Origin of the sequence: Nocardia cyriacigeorgica GUH-2, from assembly GCF_000284035.1 — a bacterium.
Taxonomy (GTDB): Bacteria; Actinomycetota; Actinomycetes; order Mycobacteriales; family Mycobacteriaceae; genus Nocardia; species Nocardia cyriacigeorgica_B.
Window position 1 is genome coordinate 1,066,873 of record NC_016887.1, and the last position, 19,400, is coordinate 1,086,272.

Genomic DNA, 19,400 nt, shown 5'->3' on the forward strand with positions numbered 1-19,400 from the left:
CGGCGATCCTGAGCTTTGCAACCGCTGGACCCCGGGCGCTGGGTGCGGACGGAGGCACCGGCCATGGTGCATCGGGGCGCGATCTGGCGTCGACGCGGGATGCTCGATCTGTCGACTCGTGGGGACTTCGGGTGGCGGCAGGAGCGCCGCTGCTCAGTCCGTCGGCTTGATCGGCTCGCCCTCCGATGAGCCCGTGCCGGCCCGAGGGAGCGGCACGCGGCCTTGCGCCGGTGCCTGAGCCGGTGGGCCGCTCGGCCGCACCGTCGTCGGCGCGGCGCCGGGGGTCGGCGTGCCGGTGGTCGTCGGCTCGGAGTCTTCAGCGCCCTCGCGCCCGGTGTCCGGCGCCGCCCCGGAACCCGACGGCGGCGTGGTGGTGGGCGGGAACAACGGGCCAAGCAGCTCGGGCAGCTCCGGGAAGGGGATCGGCGGCAGATTCGGGTCGGGCCGCAGCGTCGGCTGTGACGACGACGTACGCGGCGTGGTCGGCGCGACGCCGGTGGTGCTCGGCACCTCATCGGGACTGGTGCTCGGCGCGATCGTGGTGCCGGTGGGTCCGGTGGGGACCTGGCGCTCGCCGCCGGTGGTGGCGCTGCCGGGGATGGCCGGCGGATACGACGTCATCGTAGGCGGCAGTTCGGTGCTGCTGGTGGTGCCCGCGGGGGAGACCTCCTCGCCGGAGGTCGGGGCGAGCGCCTTCACGCCGTAGCCGATGACCAGCCCGACCACGACGATGGCGCCGGCCAGCGTGCCGACGACCTTGGTGAAGGTGCCCACCGGCGCGTCCGAGGCCAGCGCGGCGACGGTTCCGGCGGCGGGCTGGGTCTCGTCGGCGACCAGCGCGGCGCCCTTGGCGATGACCGCGTCCGGATCGGGCACCGTGAGCACCGGGATATCGAGCTCGTGGTGCAGCGTCTCCACCACGGCGGGCATATTGGCGCCGCCGCCGATCACACAGACCGCTTCCGGCCGCTCGGGTGCGCGCCCGAAGGTGACCGCGGTGAACGCGGCCAGTTCGCGCAGCTGATCGGCGATCAATTCCTCGAAGTCGGTGCGGGTGAGCTTGAGCGGACGCCCGGCCACATGGTCGATGGTGACCGCGGGCGCGATGGACAGATGTTCCTTGGCGGCGCGGCCCCGGTTGGTGAGCATGGTGCGATTGGGCCGGGTGCCGCGGCGGGCGTAGTGCGCGTCGACCAGATGGTGGTAGATCAGTTCGTCGATGGCATTGCCGCTGACGGTGGTGGTGCGCGCCGAATGCAGCACGGTGCCGTCGGCCTGGGTGGCGACGGTGACGGTGACGCCGGACGCGCCGACGTCGACCAGCGCGACGGTGCGGTACCGGTCGACGAGGCCGGTGTGCCGCAGGTAGGCCAGCGCGGCGGTGGCCTCGGGTACCAGCTGGAGTTCGTGTTGTTTGCCGGTGGCCGAGCGGATGGCCTGGGCCTGGGCCTTGCTGCGGTAGGCCACCGCGACGGCGGTGGGCGGACGGCTCAGCGCCGCATCGAGATCGAAGGCCTTGGTGCCCGCGTAACCCGTATCGTGCGGATGGGTCGTCGGCAGCTGAGTGGTCATCAGCTCGATCGACGAGGCGACCAGATCGCCGAGATCGGAATGGGCGTCGGCCGACACCACCCGGTAGTCGAAGCTCTGGGCCCCGTTTCCGGCGGTGGCGACGAGCGCCGAGCACACCACCTCGTTCCCGGCGGAGATACCGAGGGATGTTCGCATGTTCACCTCCCTTCGAGCGGATGGTCCGGTGTCGGGCGACCATCTCGAATGGACTCCCGGCGCACCGCGTGGATGACGATCGAACCGGGTTCGCTATCCGGGCCGTCTCGTTGCCGGGTGGGCGCGGGGACGGTCGTGGATCGGGTGTTGCTTGGCTCTACTGTGCAGCTGGCCGGATCGTTCGTGACGGCCGGTGGTGCGCTGCGGACGCCGGTTCGTGATGAACCCGGCGGCCACCCAGCGACCGTCGTCCATACTGTCACAATCCGTTATCCGAACGTTACAGATTTTGTGAAGTAATGGGAAGCCCTCGGAGCTGGGGGCGTGCCGAATGTATAGATCGGCCCTGCGCTGCGGCGATGCCCCCGACGACGATCCGGCGAATTGGCACCGCCCGGCCTTGAGCGCTGGCACTCTCGTGTATAGAGTGCTAGTGGCGCTGTGTGATGTGTGTGCCAGTGCCAGTTCGACTACTGAGCAGGTCCCGGCACCCGCGACGACGGGGCCGTGCGCAGGCGTCGGCATCGTGACCGAACCGATGGTCCGGGACAACAGTCCCGGACGACCGTTATCCCCTGAAAGTGGAGGGCTCAACGTGGCGAGCGTGAACATCAAGCCGCTCGAGGACAAGATCCTCGTCCAGGCCAACGAGGCCGAGACGACGACGGCCTCCGGCCTGGTCATCCCGGACACTGCGAAGGAAAAGCCGCAGGAGGGCACCGTTGTCGCCGTCGGCCCCGGCCGGTGGGACGAGGATGGCGAGAAGCGCATCCCGCTGGATGTCCAGGAGGGCGACACCGTCATCTACAGCAAGTACGGCGGCACCGAGATCAAGTACCAGGGTGAGGAATACCTGATCCTGTCCGCGCGCGACGTGCTGGCTGTCGTCAGCAAGTAGGTCATCGCTGCGCATGGCGTTCCGCCCCGGTGTCGTCGTGACCCGGGGCGGAGTGCGTTCCGCGCACTGTGACAGCGCACCGAAACACAGGAGCGAACACATATGGCAAAGCAGATCGAGTTCGACGAGAAGGCTCGCCGGGCTCTCGAGCGCGGTGTCGACAAGCTCGCCGACGCGGTCAAGGTGACCCTCGGCCCGCGCGGCCGGCACGTCGTGCTCGCCAAGGCGTTCGGTGGCCCGACCGTGACCAACGACGGTGTCACCATCGCGCGCGACATCGATCTCGAGGACCCGTTCGAGAACCTCGGCGCCCAGCTGGTCAAGAGCGTCGCCACCAAGACCAACGACGTCGCCGGTGACGGCACCACCACCGCCACCGTGCTGGCCCAGGCCCTGGTGCGCGGCGGACTGAAGAACATCGCCGCCGGTGCCAACCCGATCGCGATCGGCTCCGGCATCGCCAAGGCCGCCGACGCGGTCTCCGAGGCGCTGCTGGCGCAGGCCACCCCGGTCTCCGGCGAGCAGGCCATCGCGCAGGTCGCCACCGTCTCCTCGCGCGACGAGGAGATCGGCGAGATGGTTGGCAAGGCGCTGACCACCGTCGGCAAGGACGGCGTGGTCACCGTCGAGGAGTCCTCGACCTTGCAGACCGAGCTCGTGGTCACCGAGGGTGTGCAGTTCGACAAGGGCTACCTCTCGCCCTACTTCGTCACCGACACCGACACCCAGCAGGCCTCCTTCGAGGACGCCTACGTCCTGCTGCACCGGGAGAAGATCAGCTCGCTGCCCGATTTCCTGCCGCTGCTGGAGAAGATCGCCGAATCCGGCAAGCCGGTGCTGATCATCGCCGAAGACGTCGAGGGCGAGGCGCTGTCCACCCTGGTGGTCAACGCCATCCGCAAGACGATCAAGGCGGTCGCGGTCAAGGCGCCGTTCTTCGGTGACCGCCGCAAGGCCTTCCTCGACGACCTCGCCGTCGTCACCGCGGGCACCGTGGTCAACCCCGACCTCGGCATCAACCTGCGTGAGGCCGGTCTCGAGGTGCTCGGCAAGGCGCGTCGCGTCGTCGTCACCAAGGACGACACCACCATCATCGACGGTGCGGGCACGGCCGAGGACATCGCGGCCCGCGGCGCCCAGCTGCGTCGCGAGATCGAGGCGACCGACTCCGATTGGGATCGGGAGAAGCTGGAAGAGCGGCTGGCCAAGCTGGCCGGCGGCGTCGCGGTGATCAAGGTCGGCGCGGCCACCGAAACCGCCCTCAAGGAGCGCAAGTACCGGGTCGAGGACGCGGTCAGCGCGGCCAAGGCGGCGGTCGAGGAGGGCATCGTCCCCGGCGGCGGTACCGCGCTGGTGCAGGCGAGCACCAAGCTGGTCGAGCTGCGCGATTCGCTGTCCGGCGACGAGGCGGTCGGCATCGAGGTGGTGCGCCAGGCGCTGCGCGCGCCGCTGTTCTGGATCGCCACCAACGCCGGCGTCGACGGCTCGGTCGTGGTCAGCAAGGTCGCCGAGGGCAAGGAAGGCTTCAACGCCGCCACCCTCAGCTACGGCGATCTGCTCACCGACGGCGTCGTCGATCCGGTGAAGGTGACCCGTTCGGCGGTGATCAACGCCGCGTCCGTGGCGCGGATGGTGCTCACCACCGAAAGCGCGATCGTCGACAAGCCGGCCGACGAGGCCGACGATCACGGGCACGGCCACAGCCACTGATCCGGCTGACGCCTTAAAGGTGATCGAGCGGACCGTTCATGTTCCCCGCGGACGTGAACGGTCCGTTCGTTTTCGGCCGTTCGGGGTCGGGACGCGGGAAACCGCAACAGAATCCGGGGCGGAACCCGGAGCAGAAGTCAGGAAGCGACCGGCGGCTGCTCCGCGGCGATCGCGGTGAGCAGCCGCCCGCGCAGCGCCGCCGGCGGCTGAACAGCCGTCGCGGCGGCGAGCGCTGAGAGAGCCTCCCTGGTGAGGTGCACCTCGGTGATGAACTCGGCACGCCGAGCGGGGTCTTCACTGTCGAGCAGTTCTTGTACCGCTTGATGGTCTTCGTCGTCGATCGATCCGAGCGCGACGGTGTGCGCGAGATCGATCTGGCGTTCGTTCATCTCACGTCACCCCCAAACTTTTCTTCAGTCGTGTCAATCCGTCCCGAATTCGGGACTTAACGGTCGGTAACCCTACGCCCAGATGGCTGGCCACCTCGGCGTAGGTTCGCCCGCCGTAGTAGGCGAGCGAGATGGCCTCCCGTTGAGTTTCGGTGAGCGCACCGAGACTGTCCAGGACGGCCTGTTGTTCGAATTTACGCTCGACCTCCTCGGTGACCTCGTCGAAGTCGTTGCCGAGAACCCGTATCCCGTAAGCGACTTCGCGCTGGGTATGGGCCTGCTCGGCGCGCACCCGGTCGACGGCGCGGCGATGTGCCAGCGTCATCAGCCAAGTCGCGGCCGACCCCTTGTCCGGATCGAAACTCGCCGCCGTTCGCCAGACCTGGAGGTAGACCTCTTGTGCGGTCTCCTCCGCATAGCCCGGATCATGGAGGACGCGCAACACCAGACCGTAGACGCGCGCACACGTACGGTCGTAGAGCTCGGCGAACGCTTCCTGGTCGGACTGGCCACACCGATGTAAAAGCGCGGCGAGTTCGATGCTTTCAGCTGCGCGTGCCGAGACCGCAGATTCCACGCTGAGTGGAAAGGCTTCTCCACGGAACGAGTCGCCCTCTGCGGCCGGCGGCCGCGTTGTCACAACGCTCCATTCTGTGTCATCGGTCACTACCGTAGCGTGCCGCTATGGGATCCGCGCGGTAGGGGGCCTGTGAAACAGCGTGCGTTCGACGCCGACAGGCGAACCCGGTGGTGACCGGCGGCCTGACGGACGTTGTCGTGCGTGCGAGTCGAACAACCGTGTGCCGGCGCGCGACTCGACCGATAGTGCTGTCAGCAGTTGTTGCTAGGGATTCGGCGCCCTGCGCGATGCGGATGGGATGGATTCACAATCCGTCGCGAACGCCGGCGCGCGAGCGTGACCAGCGGCGACTCAGACCGCCATCCGGCGCCGGTTGCGCCGGGCATGCATCTCCCGCTCGGTCTCGGACATGCCGCCCCAGATGCCGTAGGGCTCGCTGACTTTGAGGGCGTGGGTGCGGCACTGCATCAGCACCGGGCAGCTGTGGCAGATCTCCTTGGCGCGCATCTCGCGCGCGGTCCGGGCGCGGCCGCGCTCGCCGTCGGGATGGAAGAACACCGCGGAGTCCACGCCGCGGCAGGATCCGCGCATCTGCCAATCCCAGACATCGGCGTTCGGTCCGGGAAGGTGGGTGGGCATGGGCATGTGTGAACTCCTCGTGGTGCGAGCTCGTCGACGTTGTCGAGCAGGTGGTCTGCAACTACTCCCGGCGCGGATATCGGTCCGGCCGAGCACATTCCGGCCACGGTGCGGCGTGTGTCGTCCGAGAGCCCGCCAATGATGGTCGCTGCAATTTCGCGCGGCGCCGTCCGTGGCGATGAGTTACGTTAGGTCCCGGCGCGAATTTCCGTCAATAGTTCGGCGCAGCGGTTTCGCAAATGTTCAGCGGCCAAATTTAACCTTCTCACTGTCTACTTTTAACGTTGCTTCCGGCGATAATGGCCGGTTGGCCTCAACGGCTGTGTGCCGACGTGTCTTCGGTGCCCGGGGATCCATGCAGGTGGAGGCCGCCTTCGGTGCTCGGGTCAGATAGTCGAGCGGTCCTCGGTCACCCGGCGTTGCGGACGCGCTGCGCCGGCCATGGTGAACCGGACAGGGTGAGATGGCGTTAACGGGGCGCGCGGGTTAATTGCGCGAAACGCATATGAATTCGCGGGGTGCATGCCCGCCGATTGCCGGGGCGAGTTTTACCTGATGGAAACATGACGCGTACCGACGCATTCGTTGTCCCGTATGTATCGCGGGCAAAAGAAAAGCTGAACGGTTGCTCGCGGGCCGTGCTGCCTCGCCGGATGCGGTGGTCGCGGTGCGCGGCGGGATAGAGTGCGGCCGTGTTCGTCCCGGTTCCCCGCCCAGACCCGCGCGCTGCGCTGCTCGCCGAGGCCGCCTTCGGTGCTCGTCCCGGTATGGCAGCTACCGAGTTGCCGGCCGCCCGCGACGCCCGCGAGGCCTGGCTGCGCGCGGTGGCCCTCGGCGGTCAGGGCCGCTACGCCGCCGCCCGCACACAACTGCGCGAGCTGACCGGCCACCGCGTCGATCCGGTGCTCGCGGCCCTCGCCGCCGCGACCCGCGGCTCACTGTTGCGTCAACTCGGCTGGCATGCGGTCGCCGCCCGGCACGACGGTGCGGCGGCGGCGCTGGTCCTGCCGGGGCGGACGCACGCCCATATCCAGGAGGATGCGCCCGACCGAATCGACGCCGCCTGCGATGCGCTGACCGGGCTGGCCGCCGACGCGCTCGGCACCTGGCGCACCGACCTGGCCACCGATCTGCTCGTCCGGGTGCGCGCGCTACTCGGCGCCGACGCCGAGGCGCCCGGCCCGCGGCGATTGCGGCTCGCGATCCGATTGCGCTGGGTCAGCGCCGAGACCGCACTCGCCGCCGGGCGCTCGGCCGAAGCCCTACCGCACGCCGAGGCCGCGCTGGCCCTCGCCGAGCAGGGGCAGTCGGTGCGGCATCAGGTGAAATCGCGACTGCTGGTGGCCGCCGCGACGGCAGCGAACGGGTCGGGTGCGCGCGCGAGCGAACTCGCCGAGACCGTCGCCGCCGACTGCCGCGAACACGGGCTGCTGCCGCTGCGCTGGGCCTGCGCCATGTTGCGTTCCGGAGTAGCGGCAGGTGACATCGATCGCACTGCGGCACAGCGGGAGGCGGCCGAATGCGCGGCCGCCATCGAACGCCTAGGCGGGCGCTTCCGTCCGGCCGCCGGGTAGCGAAGATCGTTGTGCTGCCGGATCGGCCCCGGTCGGCGGCCGGTTGACGACGCAGTTGCCCGGTTCGGCAACGGGTGTCGCTATTGTTAGATCCGTTCCGCTACACCCGCGGAAGCATCGGCCGATACCGGCCGTGCCACTTGTAACGCCAGGAAAATCTCTGACGATGACGCACACGGGCGAAGAGTTGGACCTCGCCGTCGCTGCCGCTGCGCAGGGCGACAGATCCGCTCTAGCTCAGGTACTGGAGTTGATCCGCCCGCTGGTGATGCGTTATTGCCGCGCACGGATCGGAGCTGCGGAGCGTGGATCGCTGTCCGCGGACGACGTTGCGCAGGAGGTCTGTCTGGCGGTCATGACAGCCCTGCCCAGGTATCAAGACCAGGGCAGGCCGTTCATGGCCTTCGTTTACGGAATCGCTTCGCACAAGGTCGCCGACGCTCATCGCAACGCCTCACGTAACAAGGCGGAGGCGATGGCCGAAGTACCAGATGTCATATCCACCGACCACGGGCCCGAGCAGCGAGCTCTCGAATCGGAAACGAGCAGGCAGATGAACCGTTTGCTTGCCACGCTTCCGGAAAAGCATCGAGAGATCCTGATCCTGCGCTTGGTCATGGGTTTGTCGGCAGAAGAAACCGCGACCGCCGTGGGCAGTACGGCGGGAGCTATACGAGTCGCCCAGCACCGGGCACTCGCGAAATTGAAGTCACAAGTGGCGAGGGCAGGTGAAATGTATGGCTAGGGATGGCGGGCGCGGTCGGGGTGACTGGAGGGCGCGACGTGGATCGCGGGACAGCGGTCCCTACGCCGAGGGGTCCTCTGGCGACAACGCTCCGGTCGACATCGCGGCGGTACGCCGCGATGACGCGCTGATCGATGCCATCGCCAGCGACGGGCCGGTCCAGACCGACAGCACCGAAGAGTTCCAGCTGGCGGCTTTGCTGGCCGACTGGCGGGCAGAGATCGTCGCACCACCGATTCCGGACGCACCGGATCTCGACACGGTGGTCGCGGCGGTCAATCAGGAGATCGGCGCGCGCCAGGCGCGTGTCGGTGCCAAGGCGGGCGGCCGGCTGCGGCTGGTGCGTCCGATCGCGGGTACCGCGGCTGCCTTGGCGCTGGTGTTCGGCGGTATGACGGCCTTTTCCTATAACGCCGAGCCCGGTGATCCGCTGTGGCGGGTCAAGGAAGTGGTGTTCAGCGAGCAGGCCCAGTCGACCGTGGTGCAACGCGCCGACGACGATTTGGCCGCGGCGCAGGAGCTGATCGAGCAGGGCAACCCCGAGCGGGCCCGAGCTCGGTTGGCGCAGGCGTCGACCAATGCGACGCAGGTCGACGATCCGGCCAAGCGCGGCGATCTGATGGAACGCTGGCAGCAGCTGCTGAACGAGTTGCGCAAGGTGTCGCCGGAGGCGGCCGCGCAGCTGGAGCAGACCACGCGTCCCGGTAGCACCACCACGACACCCAGTGAGCAGACGCGTCCCGGTCCCGAGACCACGCGTCCGGGCGGTGTCGGTGGCGACAGCGGCAGCACCGCGCCCACGATCATGGGCGTGGATCCGACGGTGTCGGGTACCAAGCCGCCGGTGACCACCGCGCCGGACACGACCGCACCGACCGTTCCGCCGACGACCGATCCGCAAGACACCGGCACCCCGCCGACTGTCGAGCCGACCACGCCGCCGGACACCACGCAGCCGCCGGTGACGCCGACCACGGTGTCGCAGTCGACGATCATCGAGCCGCCGGTGATCACCACCGTCCCGCCGGTGACGCCGCCGGCCGGTGGTACCGGATCGCCGGGCACAGGTGGATCGACCACGGGCTGACCCCGAGCGGGTCGGCCTGTGGTCAGCACAAGCTGAGCGGGAACAAAGACGGGTGAAACCGATCGTCGAAAGACGGTCGGTGTTTTTGTGCCCGGGATTGTTCCAGGCGGTGGGAAGGTGCGTGAGATGACGCACATCATGATCTCGCCCACGCGTGGCGTGTTCGCGTGGCGGACCGAAGGGCCGGACCGGTTACGGCCGGGGAGACCGTCTCAGCTGTCGAAACCGTCGAAGCCGTCGCCGTGGAACGCCTCGTTCATCGAAGCGTCGGCGTAGCCCCGGCAGTAATCCCAGGTGACGTAGGCCTCGGGCGTCGGATCATAGGCCGGCTCGTGCGGGCGGACCGTGCCGTCGACCAGTAGCTGGAGCAGGTTGGCGCGCAGCATGTCCCAGTCGTGGTAGTGATCCTGCCGGCAATCCTCGCAGCTCACGACCAGGCCACGGATACCGCGATGGCCCAGTAGCGCTTCGTACACCGCGAGATCGGCGAGATCCTCCTCGACCGCGAGGCGCTCATGAGGATCCAGCGGTTCGCCCGGCTCGATGGCATCGAGCGCGGCCGACGGGTCGGAGGGGTCTCCGGCGAATGGATCCGGCGGCAAGCCAGGTGGTAGATGGTCACGCACATCCCCACGGTACGCAGAACAGGGCGGTCTGCGCCAGCTATGCGCGCCGTCAGTTTCGCCGACGGCCTCACTCGAGGCGTGTTCCACCGGACAGATACCATAGGTGAAACCCGCCGACGTGTACCCGACGCCCGTCGGCGGTGTCAGATCCGCACAGTCCATCCCATGAAACAGTCCGCACGGCCGGTCCGGCCCTCGCGGCACTGTCGACGTCCAGGAGGGGTCGATCCGAATGAGTAATCCCGTAACGGGCGAACGAAGCGCTGTCCGCCCTCATACGGGTGGTGACGATCCGAACAAGATCGCCATGCTCGGCCTCACGTTCGACGATGTGCTGCTGCTGCCCGCGGCGTCGGATCTCATTCCCAGTTCGGTCGAGACCTCGAGCCAGCTGACCAGGGAGATCCGGCTGCGGACGCCGCTGTGCAGCTCGGCCATGGACACCGTCACCGAGGCCAGGATGGCGATCGCGATGGCGCGCGCGGGCGGCATGGGCGTGCTGCACCGCAATCTGTCGGTGGCCGATCAGGCGAGCCAGGTGGAGACGGTCAAGCGCTCCGAGGCCGGCATGGTGACCGACCCGGTGACCTGTCGTCCCACCGACACGCTGGCCGAGGTCGACGCGATGTGCGCGCGTTTCCGCATCTCCGGCCTGCCCGTGGTGGACGAGACCGGCGCGCTGGTCGGCATCATCACCAACCGCGATATGCGCTTCGAGGTCGATCAGGACCGGCGCGTGGCCGATGTGATGACCAAGGCCCCGCTGATCACCGCCCAGGAGGGCGTCACGGCCGAGGCCGCGCTCGGCCTGCTGCGCAGGCACAAGATCGAGAAGCTGCCGATTGTCGACGGTGAGGGCAGGCTGCGCGGCCTGATCACCGTGAAGGACTTCGTCAAGACCGATCAGTACCCGAACGCCACCAAGGACCGCGACGGCCGCCTGCTGGTCGGTGCCGCGGTGGGTGTCGGCGAGGATGCCTGGTCGCGGGCGATGACGCTGGCCGACGCCGGCGTCGACGTGCTGGTGGTCGACACCGCGCACGGCCATCAGGCGCAGGTGCTGCAGATGGTCACCAAGGTCAAGGCCGAGGTCGGCGACCGTATCCAGGTGGTGGGCGGCAATATCGCCACCCGCGCCGGTGCGCAGGCGCTGGTCGAGGCGGGCGCGGACGCGGTCAAGGTCGGTGTCGGCCCGGGCTCGATCTGCACCACCCGGGTGGTCGCCGGTGTCGGCGCTCCGCAGATCACCGCCATCCTGGAGGCCGTCGCGGCGTGCAAGCCGGCCGGCGTTCCGGTCATCGCCGACGGTGGCATCCAGTTCTCCGGCGATATCGCCAAGGCCATCGCCGCGGGCGCGTCCACGGTGATGCTGGGCTCGCTGCTGGCGGGTACCGCCGAATCGCCCGGTGAGCTGATCCTGGTCGGCGGCAAGCAGTTCAAGAGCTACCGCGGCATGGGTTCGCTGGGCGCCATGCAGGGCCGCGGCCAGGCCAAGTCGTTCTCCAAGGACCGCTACTTCCAGGACGACGTGCTCGCCGAGGACAAGCTGGTCCCCGAGGGCATCGAGGGACGGGTGCCCTTCCGCGGCCCGGTCAACCAGGTCATCCACCAGCTTGTCGGTGGTCTGCGGGCGGCCATGGGCTACACCGGTTCCCAGTCCGTCGCCGAACTCCAGGAAGCGCAGTTCGTGCAGATCACCGCGGCCGGCCTGAAGGAAAGCCACCCGCACGACATCACCATGACGGTGGAGGCGCCGAACTACACCGGTCGCGGCTGATCCTGACTGGTCGTGCCTGCGGGTACGACCAGCGCCCGCACCGTTCGGCGCGGCACGGGAACTGAGTTCCACCGGGTCGTACCGGCATGCCCTCGCCCGTCGGCGGTGGCGCGGTGGGTATCGTTCGGTATCGGTGGCAACACAGCTGTGCCGTCGCCACCACAGACAACATCAGCCCGTGGCCTGCCCACGGACGCGAGCTTGCGATGCCACCGTGCCGCAAGTCCAGACAACGGAGGGGCGACCTCGAGGAGCCCCGTTAGCGGCCACGGAAACACGAGACACAGGGGGCCGCGAACACGCCGCGCCAGCGGCAATTAGACACAGGAGCAAGCAGTGCGCGACATGGTCGAGATCGGGATGGGCCGCACGGCCCGCCGTACCTATGAGCTGGACGATATCGATATCGTCCCCTCGCGCCGCACCCGCTCGGCCAAGCAGGTGTCGCTGGCCTGGCAGCTGGATGCCTACCGGTTCGAGATCCCGTTCCTGACCCATCCCACCGATGCGCTGGTCTCACCGGAGTTCGCCATCGAACTCGGCCGGCTCGGCGGTCTGGGCGTCATCAACGGTGAGGGACTGTGGGCGCGGCACGCGGATGTGTCGGCCAAGATCGATCAGCTGCTCGACCTGGTCGCCAAGGGCGGCTACGAGCGGGCCATCGCGTTCTTGCAGGAGCTGCACGCCGCACCGATGCAGCCGGATCTGCTGGCGGCGGCGGTGGCGCAGGTGCGCGCGGCCGGTGTGACGACGGCGGTGCGGGTGAGCCCGCAGAACGCGCAGGCGCTGACCCCGGCGCTGGTGCAGGCCGGTATCGACCTGCTCGTGGTGCACGGCACGATCATCTCCGCCGAGCACGTGGGCGACGGTGAGCCGCTGAACCTCAAGACCTTCATCGCCGAGCTGGATGTGCCGGTGGTGGCCGGTGGGGTGAGCGATCACCGCACCGCGCTGCATCTGATGCGCACCGGCGCGGCCGGCGTCATCGTCGGCTACGGCTCCTACCCGGGCGCCACCACCACCGGCGAGGTGCTGGGTATCGGGGTGCCGATGGCGACCGCGATCGCCGACGCCGCCGCGGCCCGCCGCGACTACCTGGACGAGACCGGCGGCCGCTACGTGCACGTGATCGCCGACGGCGATATCGCGGCCTCGGGCCAGCTGGCGAAGGCGATCGCGTGCGGTGCGGACGCGGCCATGATCGGGGTGCCGCTGGCGGCGGCCGCCGAGGCGCCGGGTCGCGGCTGGTACTGGCCGTCGGCGGCGGCGCATCCGTCGGTGCCGCGCGGTTCGCTGCTGCACGTGGATGACCCGTGGGAGCTGGGTGACGTCGGCGAGGATTCGGTGCGGCCGAGCCTGGAGCGGGTGCTGTTCGGACCCTCCGACGATCCGTTCGGTTCGCTCAACCTGGTCGGCGGGTTGCGCCGGTCGATGGCGAAGGCCGGGTACTCGGACCTGAAGGAGTTCCAGAAGGTCGGGCTCAGCGTCCGCGCCTAGGACGCTCAGCGCCCGCGGACGGCGGTGCTGACGGCGCGGCCGCGCAGGAACTGCCGGATCGCGTGATTGACCGGATCCGGATGGGTCATCGTCACCGCCAGGCGCGCGCCGTCGATCTCCACGAACGTCGATCCCGGGATGGACTCGGCGAGCAGTTTGCCGCGTTCGCGGGCGATGCCGCTGTGGCTGGCGTGCACGACCAGCGCCGGGCAGGTGATCTCCGCGAGCCGGTCCAGTACCGAATCGCGGCCGAGCAGGCAGCCCGCGGCCACCTCGATGCGGTGGCGGTCGTGGGTGAGCCAGCGTTCGGTCCACACCGTGCGGTGCCGGTCGTGATCGCCGATGAGCCAGTGCGCCAGGCGTTGCACCGCGCGCGGGCGGGAGCCGTCGTCGTACCACTCGGCCAGGAAACGTTGCGTGGCCGTGGACTGTTCGGGTGTCGGGCCGTGCGCTTCGGTACTGATCAGGATCAGCGCCGACACCCGTTCCGGCGCGATGAGCGCGGTGCGCAGCGCGGTGAACCCGCCTTGGGCGGTGCCGCCGACCACGGCGCGTTCGGCGCCGAGATGGTCCAGCACGGTGAGCGCGTCGCGGGCGGCGGTCCAGTAGGTGAAGGGCAGGCCCTGGTCTCGGGTGCGGCCGTGCCCGCGCGCGTCCCAGGTGACGACGCGGAACTCCGGGGCCAGCGCATCCATCTGTTCGGCGAACATGGTGCGGTCCATGAAGAATTCGTGTGCCAATAGCACCAGTGGGCCGTTGCCGCCCGTGTCCTCGTAATGGATGTCGGCATCGATCGCACGGGCGAATGGCACGCCGTCGAGGATAGTCAGCCGCGCGGGGGTGCGTCGGGCGATTGGGCGGGGCGCGGGCTGCGGTCGGAGCGGGGACGGCCGAGCTCTAAACTGATCGGGTGGCAGATTCGCAGAGACCCGTCCTCGTCGTCGACTTCGGTGCGCAGTACGCGCAGCTGATCGCCCGTCGAGTCCGTGAGGCGAGTGTCTACTCCGAGGTGATCCCGCATACCGCCTCGGTCGAGGAGATCGCCGAGAAGCAGCCGCTGGCGGTCATCCTGTCCGGCGGCCCGTCGAGCGTGTACGCCGAGGGCGCCCCGCAGCTGGACGCGCGGCTGTTCGACCTCGAAGTGCCGGTGTTCGGCATCTGCTACGGCTTCCAGGCGATGGCCCAGGCCCTCGGCGGCACCGTCGCCCATACCGGCACCCGCGAATACGGCCGCACCGAACTCAATATCGACGGCGGTGTGCTGCACGGTGGTCTGCCCACCATCCAGCCGGTGTGGATGAGCCATGGTGACGCCGTTACCGACGCGCCCGCCGGTTTCGAGGTCACCGGCACCACCGCCGGTGCCCCGGTGGCCGCGTTCGAGGATCCGGCCCGCCGGCTGGCCGGTGTGCAGTACCACCCGGAGGTGCTGCATTCCCCGCACGGCCAGCAAGTGCTCAGCCGCTTCCTGCACGAGATCGCCGGCATCCCGGCCACCTGGACCCCGGCCAATATCGCCGAATCGCTGATCGAGCGGGTGCGTGAGCAGGTCGGTGACGGGCACGCCATCTGCGGTCTGTCCGGCGGCGTGGACAGCGCCGTCGCGGGTGCGCTGGTGCAGCGTGCCATCGGCGACAAGCTCACCTGCGTGTTCGTCGACCACGGCCTGTTGCGCTCGGGTGAGCGCGAGCAGGTGCAGCAGGATTTCGTCGCCGCGACCGGCGCCCGGCTGGTGACCGTCGACGCGGTGGACCAGTTCCTCGGCGAACTGAAGGGCGTCACCGACCCGGAGGAGAAGCGCAAGATCATCGGCCGCGAGTTCATCCGGTCCTTCGAGGACGCGGTCTCCGAAGTCGTCGGCGAGCAGACCAGCGGCGACGGCGTCGCCCCGAAGGTCGAGTTCCTGGTGCAGGGCACGCTGTACCCGGACGTGGTGGAGTCCGGCGGCGGCGCGGGCACCGCCAATATCAAGTCCCACCACAATGTCGGCGGCCTGCCCGAGGACCTGGAATTCGAGCTGGTCGAACCGCTGCGGCTGCTGTTCAAGGACGAGGTGCGCGCGGTCGGCCGTGAGCTGGGCCTGCCCGAGGAGATCATCAACCGGCAGCCGTTCCCCGGCCCGGGCCTGGCCATCCGCATCGTCGGCGAGGTCACCGAGGACCGGCTGAACACCCTGCGCCAGGCCGACGCCATCGCCCGCGAGGAACTCACCGCGGCCGGGCTGGACGGCCAGATCTGGCAGTGCCCGGTGGTGCTGCTGGCCGACGTCCGCAGCGTCGGCGTGCAGGGCGACGGCCGCACCTACGGTCATCCGATCGTGTTGCGCCCGGTGTCGAGCGAGGACGCGATGACCGCGGACTGGACCCGGCTGCCCTATGACGTGCTCGAGCGCATCTCCACCCGGATCACCAACGAGGTGGCCGAGGTCAACCGCGTGGTGCTGGATGTGACCAGCAAGCCGCCGGGCACCATCGAGTGGGAGTGAGTCAGCCGATCCGGTAGGGCCGGGCCAGGCCGAGGATGATGCGGCCGAGCGGGACGCCGGCGGCCGAGGCGGCGGGCGCGGGCTCGGCCGGATCTTCCTCCGGCGCGATCCGCGGCTGGTCGCGCTGGTCGGGACGCTCGGAACTGTGCTGCGACATCGGATCTCCTGTCGGTCGAATCGGGTTGCCGCGGCGGGGTTTTCGATCGAACCGCGGTGGGTGGATCCGGGTTGTTGGACGCGAACAGCCCGCCGGGGCGGGCGGGCCATTCGGATTCAGTTGTCCTATCGGCGTTTACGAGGCGAGACCACGAGCAGCAGGCCGACGACGATGGCCGTCACGACCACGATCCAGCCGATCGAGATCACGCCGGTGGCCGGCCACGACGCCGGCCCGATCAGGGCCCAGACACTCAATGCCACGGCCAGCAGTCCGACGATCAGCAGCGAGAACGACGGCCCGCGCTGGGTCCGGGTCTGGTTGTCAGCCATGGCGCACCTCCGCACTTCCCGCTCGCACATCGATGTTCAGATCGAGCACTGGGGCGTCACCGCCGGGCCCGAGCAGACCTTCCGGGCATTGCGCCTCGCCCATCCGCACCGTGCAGTCGGCGCGGACGTTCATATTCTCCGGCACCAGCACGATCGCCTCGCCCATTTGCACCGACACGTCGACGGTGCGGTTCTCGGTGAGCGCCAGTTCGCGCAGGTCCAGCGTCCCCGAACCCATGGTGACGTGGTAATCCGGTTTCAGGTCGCCGGTCGCCGTCGGGGTCCAGGTCTGCTCGCCCATGGTGGCGCCGTCGAAGTCGATCGGCCCGATCATCGAGGCCAGCACCACGAACCCGGCCAGCGGCGCGGTCACCACCAGCAGGCCGTAGCCGCGGCGCAGGAAGGCGCCGAGGATCAGGCCGAGGCCGATCACGCCGAGCGCTACCGCGGCGATCCGGCCCGGCGTCATCCACTCGACCCCCGACGCGGCCGCCGCACCGGCGCCGGCCGCCGCGAGGATGGCCAGGCCCAGCACCACCGGTGTCAGGCGGGAACGCGGCTTCTTCGGTTCCGGGGCGACCACGGTGCGCGCGGGGGAGGGCTCGGGCAGATCCCAGGCCAGGGGTGCCACGCCGAGCGGGTCCCAGGAGGGTGGGGTCTGATTGGTGATACGCAGGGTGCTCGGCTCGGGATGGGCAGCCTTGGTGAGCTGCGGTTTTGCTGATTCGGCGCCGGTGCCGCGCTGATCGTCCGGGGACGCGGAGCTGTCGGCCGCTTCGGAGCCACCGGTGGGGAGCACCTCGGTGCGCTGTGTGCTCGGGAGGACTTCGGTGGGGCGGTCGGTATTCAGCACTTCGGTCCTGTTCTCCTCGGACTGCGCGTCGGTGTCCTTGTCGAACAGCACCGGCTGGTCCGGGACGTACTGGTCGGGCAGCTTCGTGTACGGCGTGTACGGGCCGTAGCTGGGCGTGGGGAACGGGGGACGGCCGGTCCACAGCGGTGCGGCCGCAGCGAATGCGGTGCCCGGGTACCCGGTGCCGGTGAGTGCGTCACCGAATTCGGGGGCGGGCGGCTGCGGGGTGCGCAGGTACAGCATCCACCAGCCGGCCAGCATGAACGCCAGCCCGATCACCCCGGACCCGCCCATCCCGACGCCGATCGGCCCCACCGCGCTCACCGCGATGGCCAGCGCCACGATCAACACGATGGTCTTGGTCTGCGACTGCGAACTGTGCCCCTTGCCGACCAGCGACTCCGCCGCCGACGTCTCGTCACCCTCGGCACTGCACAACAGCCAGGCCGCCAGATACAACACGATCCCGGCACCCCCGAAGATCGTCGACACCACGAACGCCACCCGCACCAGCACCGGATCGACGTTGTACCGATGACCGAACCCGGCGGCCACGCCCGCGACCGGCCCGCGCCGCGGCAACCGCACCGGCCGCGTCCGCCACATCTGCTGAAGCTGCTCACCGAAGCTCGTCTTGGTCATGCACTCCATGGTCGAGCTCACCCACCGCCCCGCGCATCGGGGTTCACCCTGAAAATCCTCCTGAACCGCACGGACGCGAATAGCTACCGCCGAACTCAGGGTGTTTCCCGATGGCTGGGTGTCGGTGGGGCGTGCCAGTATCGGGAGTATGTATCCGTCTGTTCCGGCGTTCGACTCGCGGGGGTTCGAGGCTGCTCGTGGGGTGGGCGAGGCCGGGGAACAGGTGCGGGGGCGGTTGGTGCGGCGGTCGGGGGGCCGGATCGTCGGTGGGGTGGCCGGCGGGATCGCCGATCATCTCGGGGTCGACGTGTTCAAGGTGCGGATGGCGTTCGTGTTGCTGTCCGCGCTGGCGGGGGCGGGGATCGTCGCGTACGCGATGCTGTGGATCTTCACCCCGGGCGGGGCCGACGAGGTACGGCCGTCGGGGCAGGAGCGGCGGCAGGCGATCGGGCTCGCGCTGCTCGGGTTCGGGTTGTCGGTGGCGATGTCGGCGCTGTTCAGCGGGACGGCGGCGCGGATCATCGTGCCGTTGATCGCGGTCGCGGTGGGTGCGGCGCTGGTGTGGCGCGAATACGACGCCGACGGTCCGCGGTCGCTGCTCGGCCTGCCGGCGAAACCCACCATGGTCACCTGGTCACGCATCGTCGCGGGCATCACCTTGATCGTGGCCGGCCTGGCGGTGGTGGTGCTGGCCGGAATCGATATCGGCTCGCTCGGCTCGGCGCTGCTGGCGGTGGCGGTCACACTGCTCGGCGCCGGGCTGCTGTCGGTGCCGCTGTGGCTGCGGATGATGCGGGCGTTGAACGCCGAACGCGCCGCCCGCATCCGCAACGAGGAACGCGAGGAGATCGCCTCGCACCTGCACGATTCGGTCTTGCAGACGCTGGCGCTGATCCAGCGTCAGGCCGACGATCCGCATGAGGTGGTCCGGCTGGCCCGCAGCCAGGAACGCGAACTGCGCCGCTGGCTGTTCGAGGATTCCGTGCCCGCGCAGTCGAGCCTGGCCGCCGCGCTACGCACCATCGCCGGTGAGGTGGAGGATCAGCACGGGGTGAAGGTGACGCCGGTGACCGTCGGCGATGTGTCGATGGATATCGCCGACACCGGGTCCGGCCTGCCCAAGGAACATTTCACCGCCGTGCTCGGCGCCGCCAGGGAGGCGTTGGTCAATGCCGCCAAACACGCCGACGTGCCCGTCATCGATTTGTTCGCCGAGACCGAACCGCACCAGGTGAGTGTGTTCGTGCGCGATCGCGGCGTGGGTTTCGATGTCGACGCGGTGCCCGCGGATCGTCAGGGACTCGCCAAATCCATTCGCGGACGGGTGGAACGGCGCGGCGGGCAGGTGGAGATCGTGTCCCGGTCCGGTCGCGGCACCGAGGTGCGGATCATCATGCCGCGCACCGATTCCGGCGGCGACAGCGAATCCGAGGCAGCCGATGCCGCACCGGCGGGACCCGCCGAGGCGGACATCGCGCACACGCTGACGCAGCCGAGTGAGCACGCGGTCGGCGTCGACCGGCACTGACGTTCGGATGCGGTTGCGCATCGGCCGCCGCCGGCAGCGCTCGATGACGAACCCGGTCGCGACGCGGCCGTTGTGGTACCGATGGAACTGTCCCGGGCGACCGGGACGCAGTGATGACGGCGGACAGGGCTGTCTCGTGAAGGAGAAGTAGGT

At 69.2% G+C, this 19,400-nt stretch carries 18 protein-coding genes; 9 read left to right on the top strand and 9 right to left on the bottom strand.

The window, feature by feature from the left end; all coding sequences use genetic code 11:
* Positions 1-153 precede the first annotated feature (153 nt).
* Positions 154-1,728 carry an Hsp70 family protein gene (locus tag NOCYR_RS04765; RefSeq protein WP_014349217.1) on the bottom strand — a complete coding sequence of 525 codons (1,575 nt, stop codon included), beginning with the start codon at positions 1,726-1,728 and terminating at the stop codon, positions 154-156.
* Between the two features lie 595 nt (positions 1,729-2,323).
* Here NOCYR_RS04765 and groES point away from each other — a divergent pair.
* Together groES and groL are read left to right on the top strand one after the other, a co-directional pair.
* Positions 2,324-2,626: a co-chaperone GroES gene (groES, locus tag NOCYR_RS04770; protein WP_014349218.1), complete on the top strand. Its 303-nt coding sequence runs from the start codon at positions 2,324-2,326 to the stop codon at positions 2,624-2,626.
* A 102-nt stretch (positions 2,627-2,728) separates the two neighbouring features.
* Positions 2,729-4,336 carry a chaperonin GroEL gene (groL, locus tag NOCYR_RS04775; RefSeq protein WP_014349219.1) on the top strand — a complete coding sequence of 536 codons (1,608 nt, stop codon included), beginning with the start codon at positions 2,729-2,731 and terminating at the stop codon, positions 4,334-4,336.
* A gap of 137 nt (positions 4,337-4,473) precedes the next feature.
* On the opposite strand, the gene NOCYR_RS04780 is transcribed toward groL, so the two are convergent.
* The 3 genes from NOCYR_RS04780 to NOCYR_RS04790 form a co-directional block, all read right to left on the bottom strand.
* Positions 4,474-4,725: an RskA family anti-sigma factor gene (locus tag NOCYR_RS04780; protein WP_014349220.1), complete on the bottom strand. Its 252-nt coding sequence runs from the start codon at positions 4,723-4,725 to the stop codon at positions 4,474-4,476.
* A 1-nt stretch (position 4,726) separates the two neighbouring features.
* Positions 4,727-5,302: a sigma-70 family RNA polymerase sigma factor gene (locus tag NOCYR_RS04785; protein ID WP_036533445.1), complete on the bottom strand. Its 576-nt coding sequence runs from the start codon at positions 5,300-5,302 to the stop codon at positions 4,727-4,729.
* Positions 5,303-5,656: 354 nt separating this feature from the next.
* Positions 5,657-5,950 carry a WhiB family transcriptional regulator gene (locus NOCYR_RS04790; RefSeq protein ID WP_014349222.1) on the bottom strand — a complete coding sequence of 98 codons (294 nt, stop codon included), beginning with the start codon at positions 5,948-5,950 and terminating at the stop codon, positions 5,657-5,659.
* 686 nt (positions 5,951-6,636) lie between these two features.
* Between NOCYR_RS04790 and NOCYR_RS04795 the strand changes: the two genes are divergently transcribed.
* The 3 genes from NOCYR_RS04795 to NOCYR_RS04805 all read left to right on the top strand — a co-directional run bounded on the left by NOCYR_RS04795 (position 6,637) and on the right by NOCYR_RS04805 (position 9,350).
* Entirely contained in the window at positions 6,637-7,518 is an 882-nt protein-coding gene (locus NOCYR_RS04795) for a hypothetical protein (protein ID WP_014349223.1), read from the top strand.
* A gap of 166 nt (positions 7,519-7,684) precedes the next feature.
* Positions 7,685-8,263, top strand: coding sequence for a sigma-70 family RNA polymerase sigma factor (locus tag NOCYR_RS04800; RefSeq protein ID WP_036533448.1), 579 nt, complete (start codon positions 7,685-7,687; stop codon positions 8,261-8,263).
* Entirely contained in the window at positions 8,256-9,350 is a 1,095-nt protein-coding gene (locus NOCYR_RS04805) for an anti-sigma-D factor RsdA (RefSeq protein WP_014349225.1), read from the top strand. The genes NOCYR_RS04800 and NOCYR_RS04805 overlap by 8 nt, the downstream gene beginning before the upstream one ends.
* A gap of 212 nt (positions 9,351-9,562) precedes the next feature.
* Here the strand turns inward: NOCYR_RS04805 and NOCYR_RS04810 are convergent, their stop codons facing one another.
* The gene (locus NOCYR_RS04810; RefSeq protein WP_036533470.1) at positions 9,563-9,976 is read right to left on the bottom strand and encodes a DUF5319 domain-containing protein; all 414 of its coding nucleotides are present in this window, start codon (positions 9,974-9,976) and stop codon (positions 9,563-9,565) included.
* A 232-nt stretch (positions 9,977-10,208) separates the two neighbouring features.
* On the opposite strand from NOCYR_RS04810, the gene guaB reads away from it, so the two are divergent.
* Positions 10,209-11,753 (top strand): IMP dehydrogenase, encoded by a 1,545-nt coding sequence (guaB, locus tag NOCYR_RS04815; RefSeq protein WP_081505309.1) that lies wholly within the window; start codon positions 10,209-10,211, stop codon positions 11,751-11,753.
* Positions 11,754-12,089: 336 nt separating this feature from the next.
* A complete protein-coding gene (locus NOCYR_RS04820) occupies positions 12,090-13,250 on the top strand; it encodes a GuaB3 family IMP dehydrogenase-related protein (RefSeq protein ID WP_014349228.1) in 1,161 nt (386 codons plus the stop codon).
* A gap of 5 nt (positions 13,251-13,255) precedes the next feature.
* Here NOCYR_RS04820 and NOCYR_RS04825 read toward each other — a convergent pair whose 3' ends face one another.
* Positions 13,256-14,062: an alpha/beta fold hydrolase gene (locus tag NOCYR_RS04825; protein ID WP_014349229.1), complete on the bottom strand. Its 807-nt coding sequence runs from the start codon at positions 14,060-14,062 to the stop codon at positions 13,256-13,258.
* 98 nt (positions 14,063-14,160) lie between these two features.
* Here NOCYR_RS04825 and guaA point away from each other — a divergent pair, with 98 nt between their 5' ends.
* Positions 14,161-15,735: a glutamine-hydrolyzing GMP synthase gene (guaA, locus tag NOCYR_RS04830; RefSeq protein ID WP_014349230.1), complete on the top strand. Its 1,575-nt coding sequence runs from the start codon at positions 14,161-14,163 to the stop codon at positions 15,733-15,735.
* A 1-nt stretch (position 15,736) separates the two neighbouring features.
* Here guaA and NOCYR_RS29625 read toward each other — a convergent pair whose 3' ends face one another.
* The 3 genes from NOCYR_RS29625 to NOCYR_RS04840 form a co-directional block, all read right to left on the bottom strand.
* Positions 15,737-15,892: a hypothetical protein gene (locus tag NOCYR_RS29625; protein ID WP_014349231.1), complete on the bottom strand. Its 156-nt coding sequence runs from the start codon at positions 15,890-15,892 to the stop codon at positions 15,737-15,739.
* A gap of 125 nt (positions 15,893-16,017) precedes the next feature.
* Positions 16,018-16,224, bottom strand: a complete 207-nt coding sequence (locus NOCYR_RS04835; RefSeq protein ID WP_014349232.1) for a hypothetical protein — start codon at positions 16,222-16,224, stop codon at positions 16,018-16,020.
* Positions 16,217-17,728 carry a PspC domain-containing protein gene (locus tag NOCYR_RS04840; RefSeq protein ID WP_014349233.1) on the bottom strand — a complete coding sequence of 504 codons (1,512 nt, stop codon included), beginning with the start codon at positions 17,726-17,728 and terminating at the stop codon, positions 16,217-16,219. Before NOCYR_RS04840 ends, NOCYR_RS04835 begins: the two co-directional genes overlap by 8 nt.
* Positions 17,729-17,867: 139 nt before the next feature.
* On the opposite strand from NOCYR_RS04840, the gene NOCYR_RS04845 reads away from it, so the two are divergent.
* A complete protein-coding gene (locus tag NOCYR_RS04845; protein WP_081505310.1) occupies positions 17,868-19,247 on the top strand; it encodes a PspC domain-containing protein in 1,380 nt (459 codons plus the stop codon).
* The last annotated feature ends 153 nt before the right edge of the window (positions 19,248-19,400 follow it).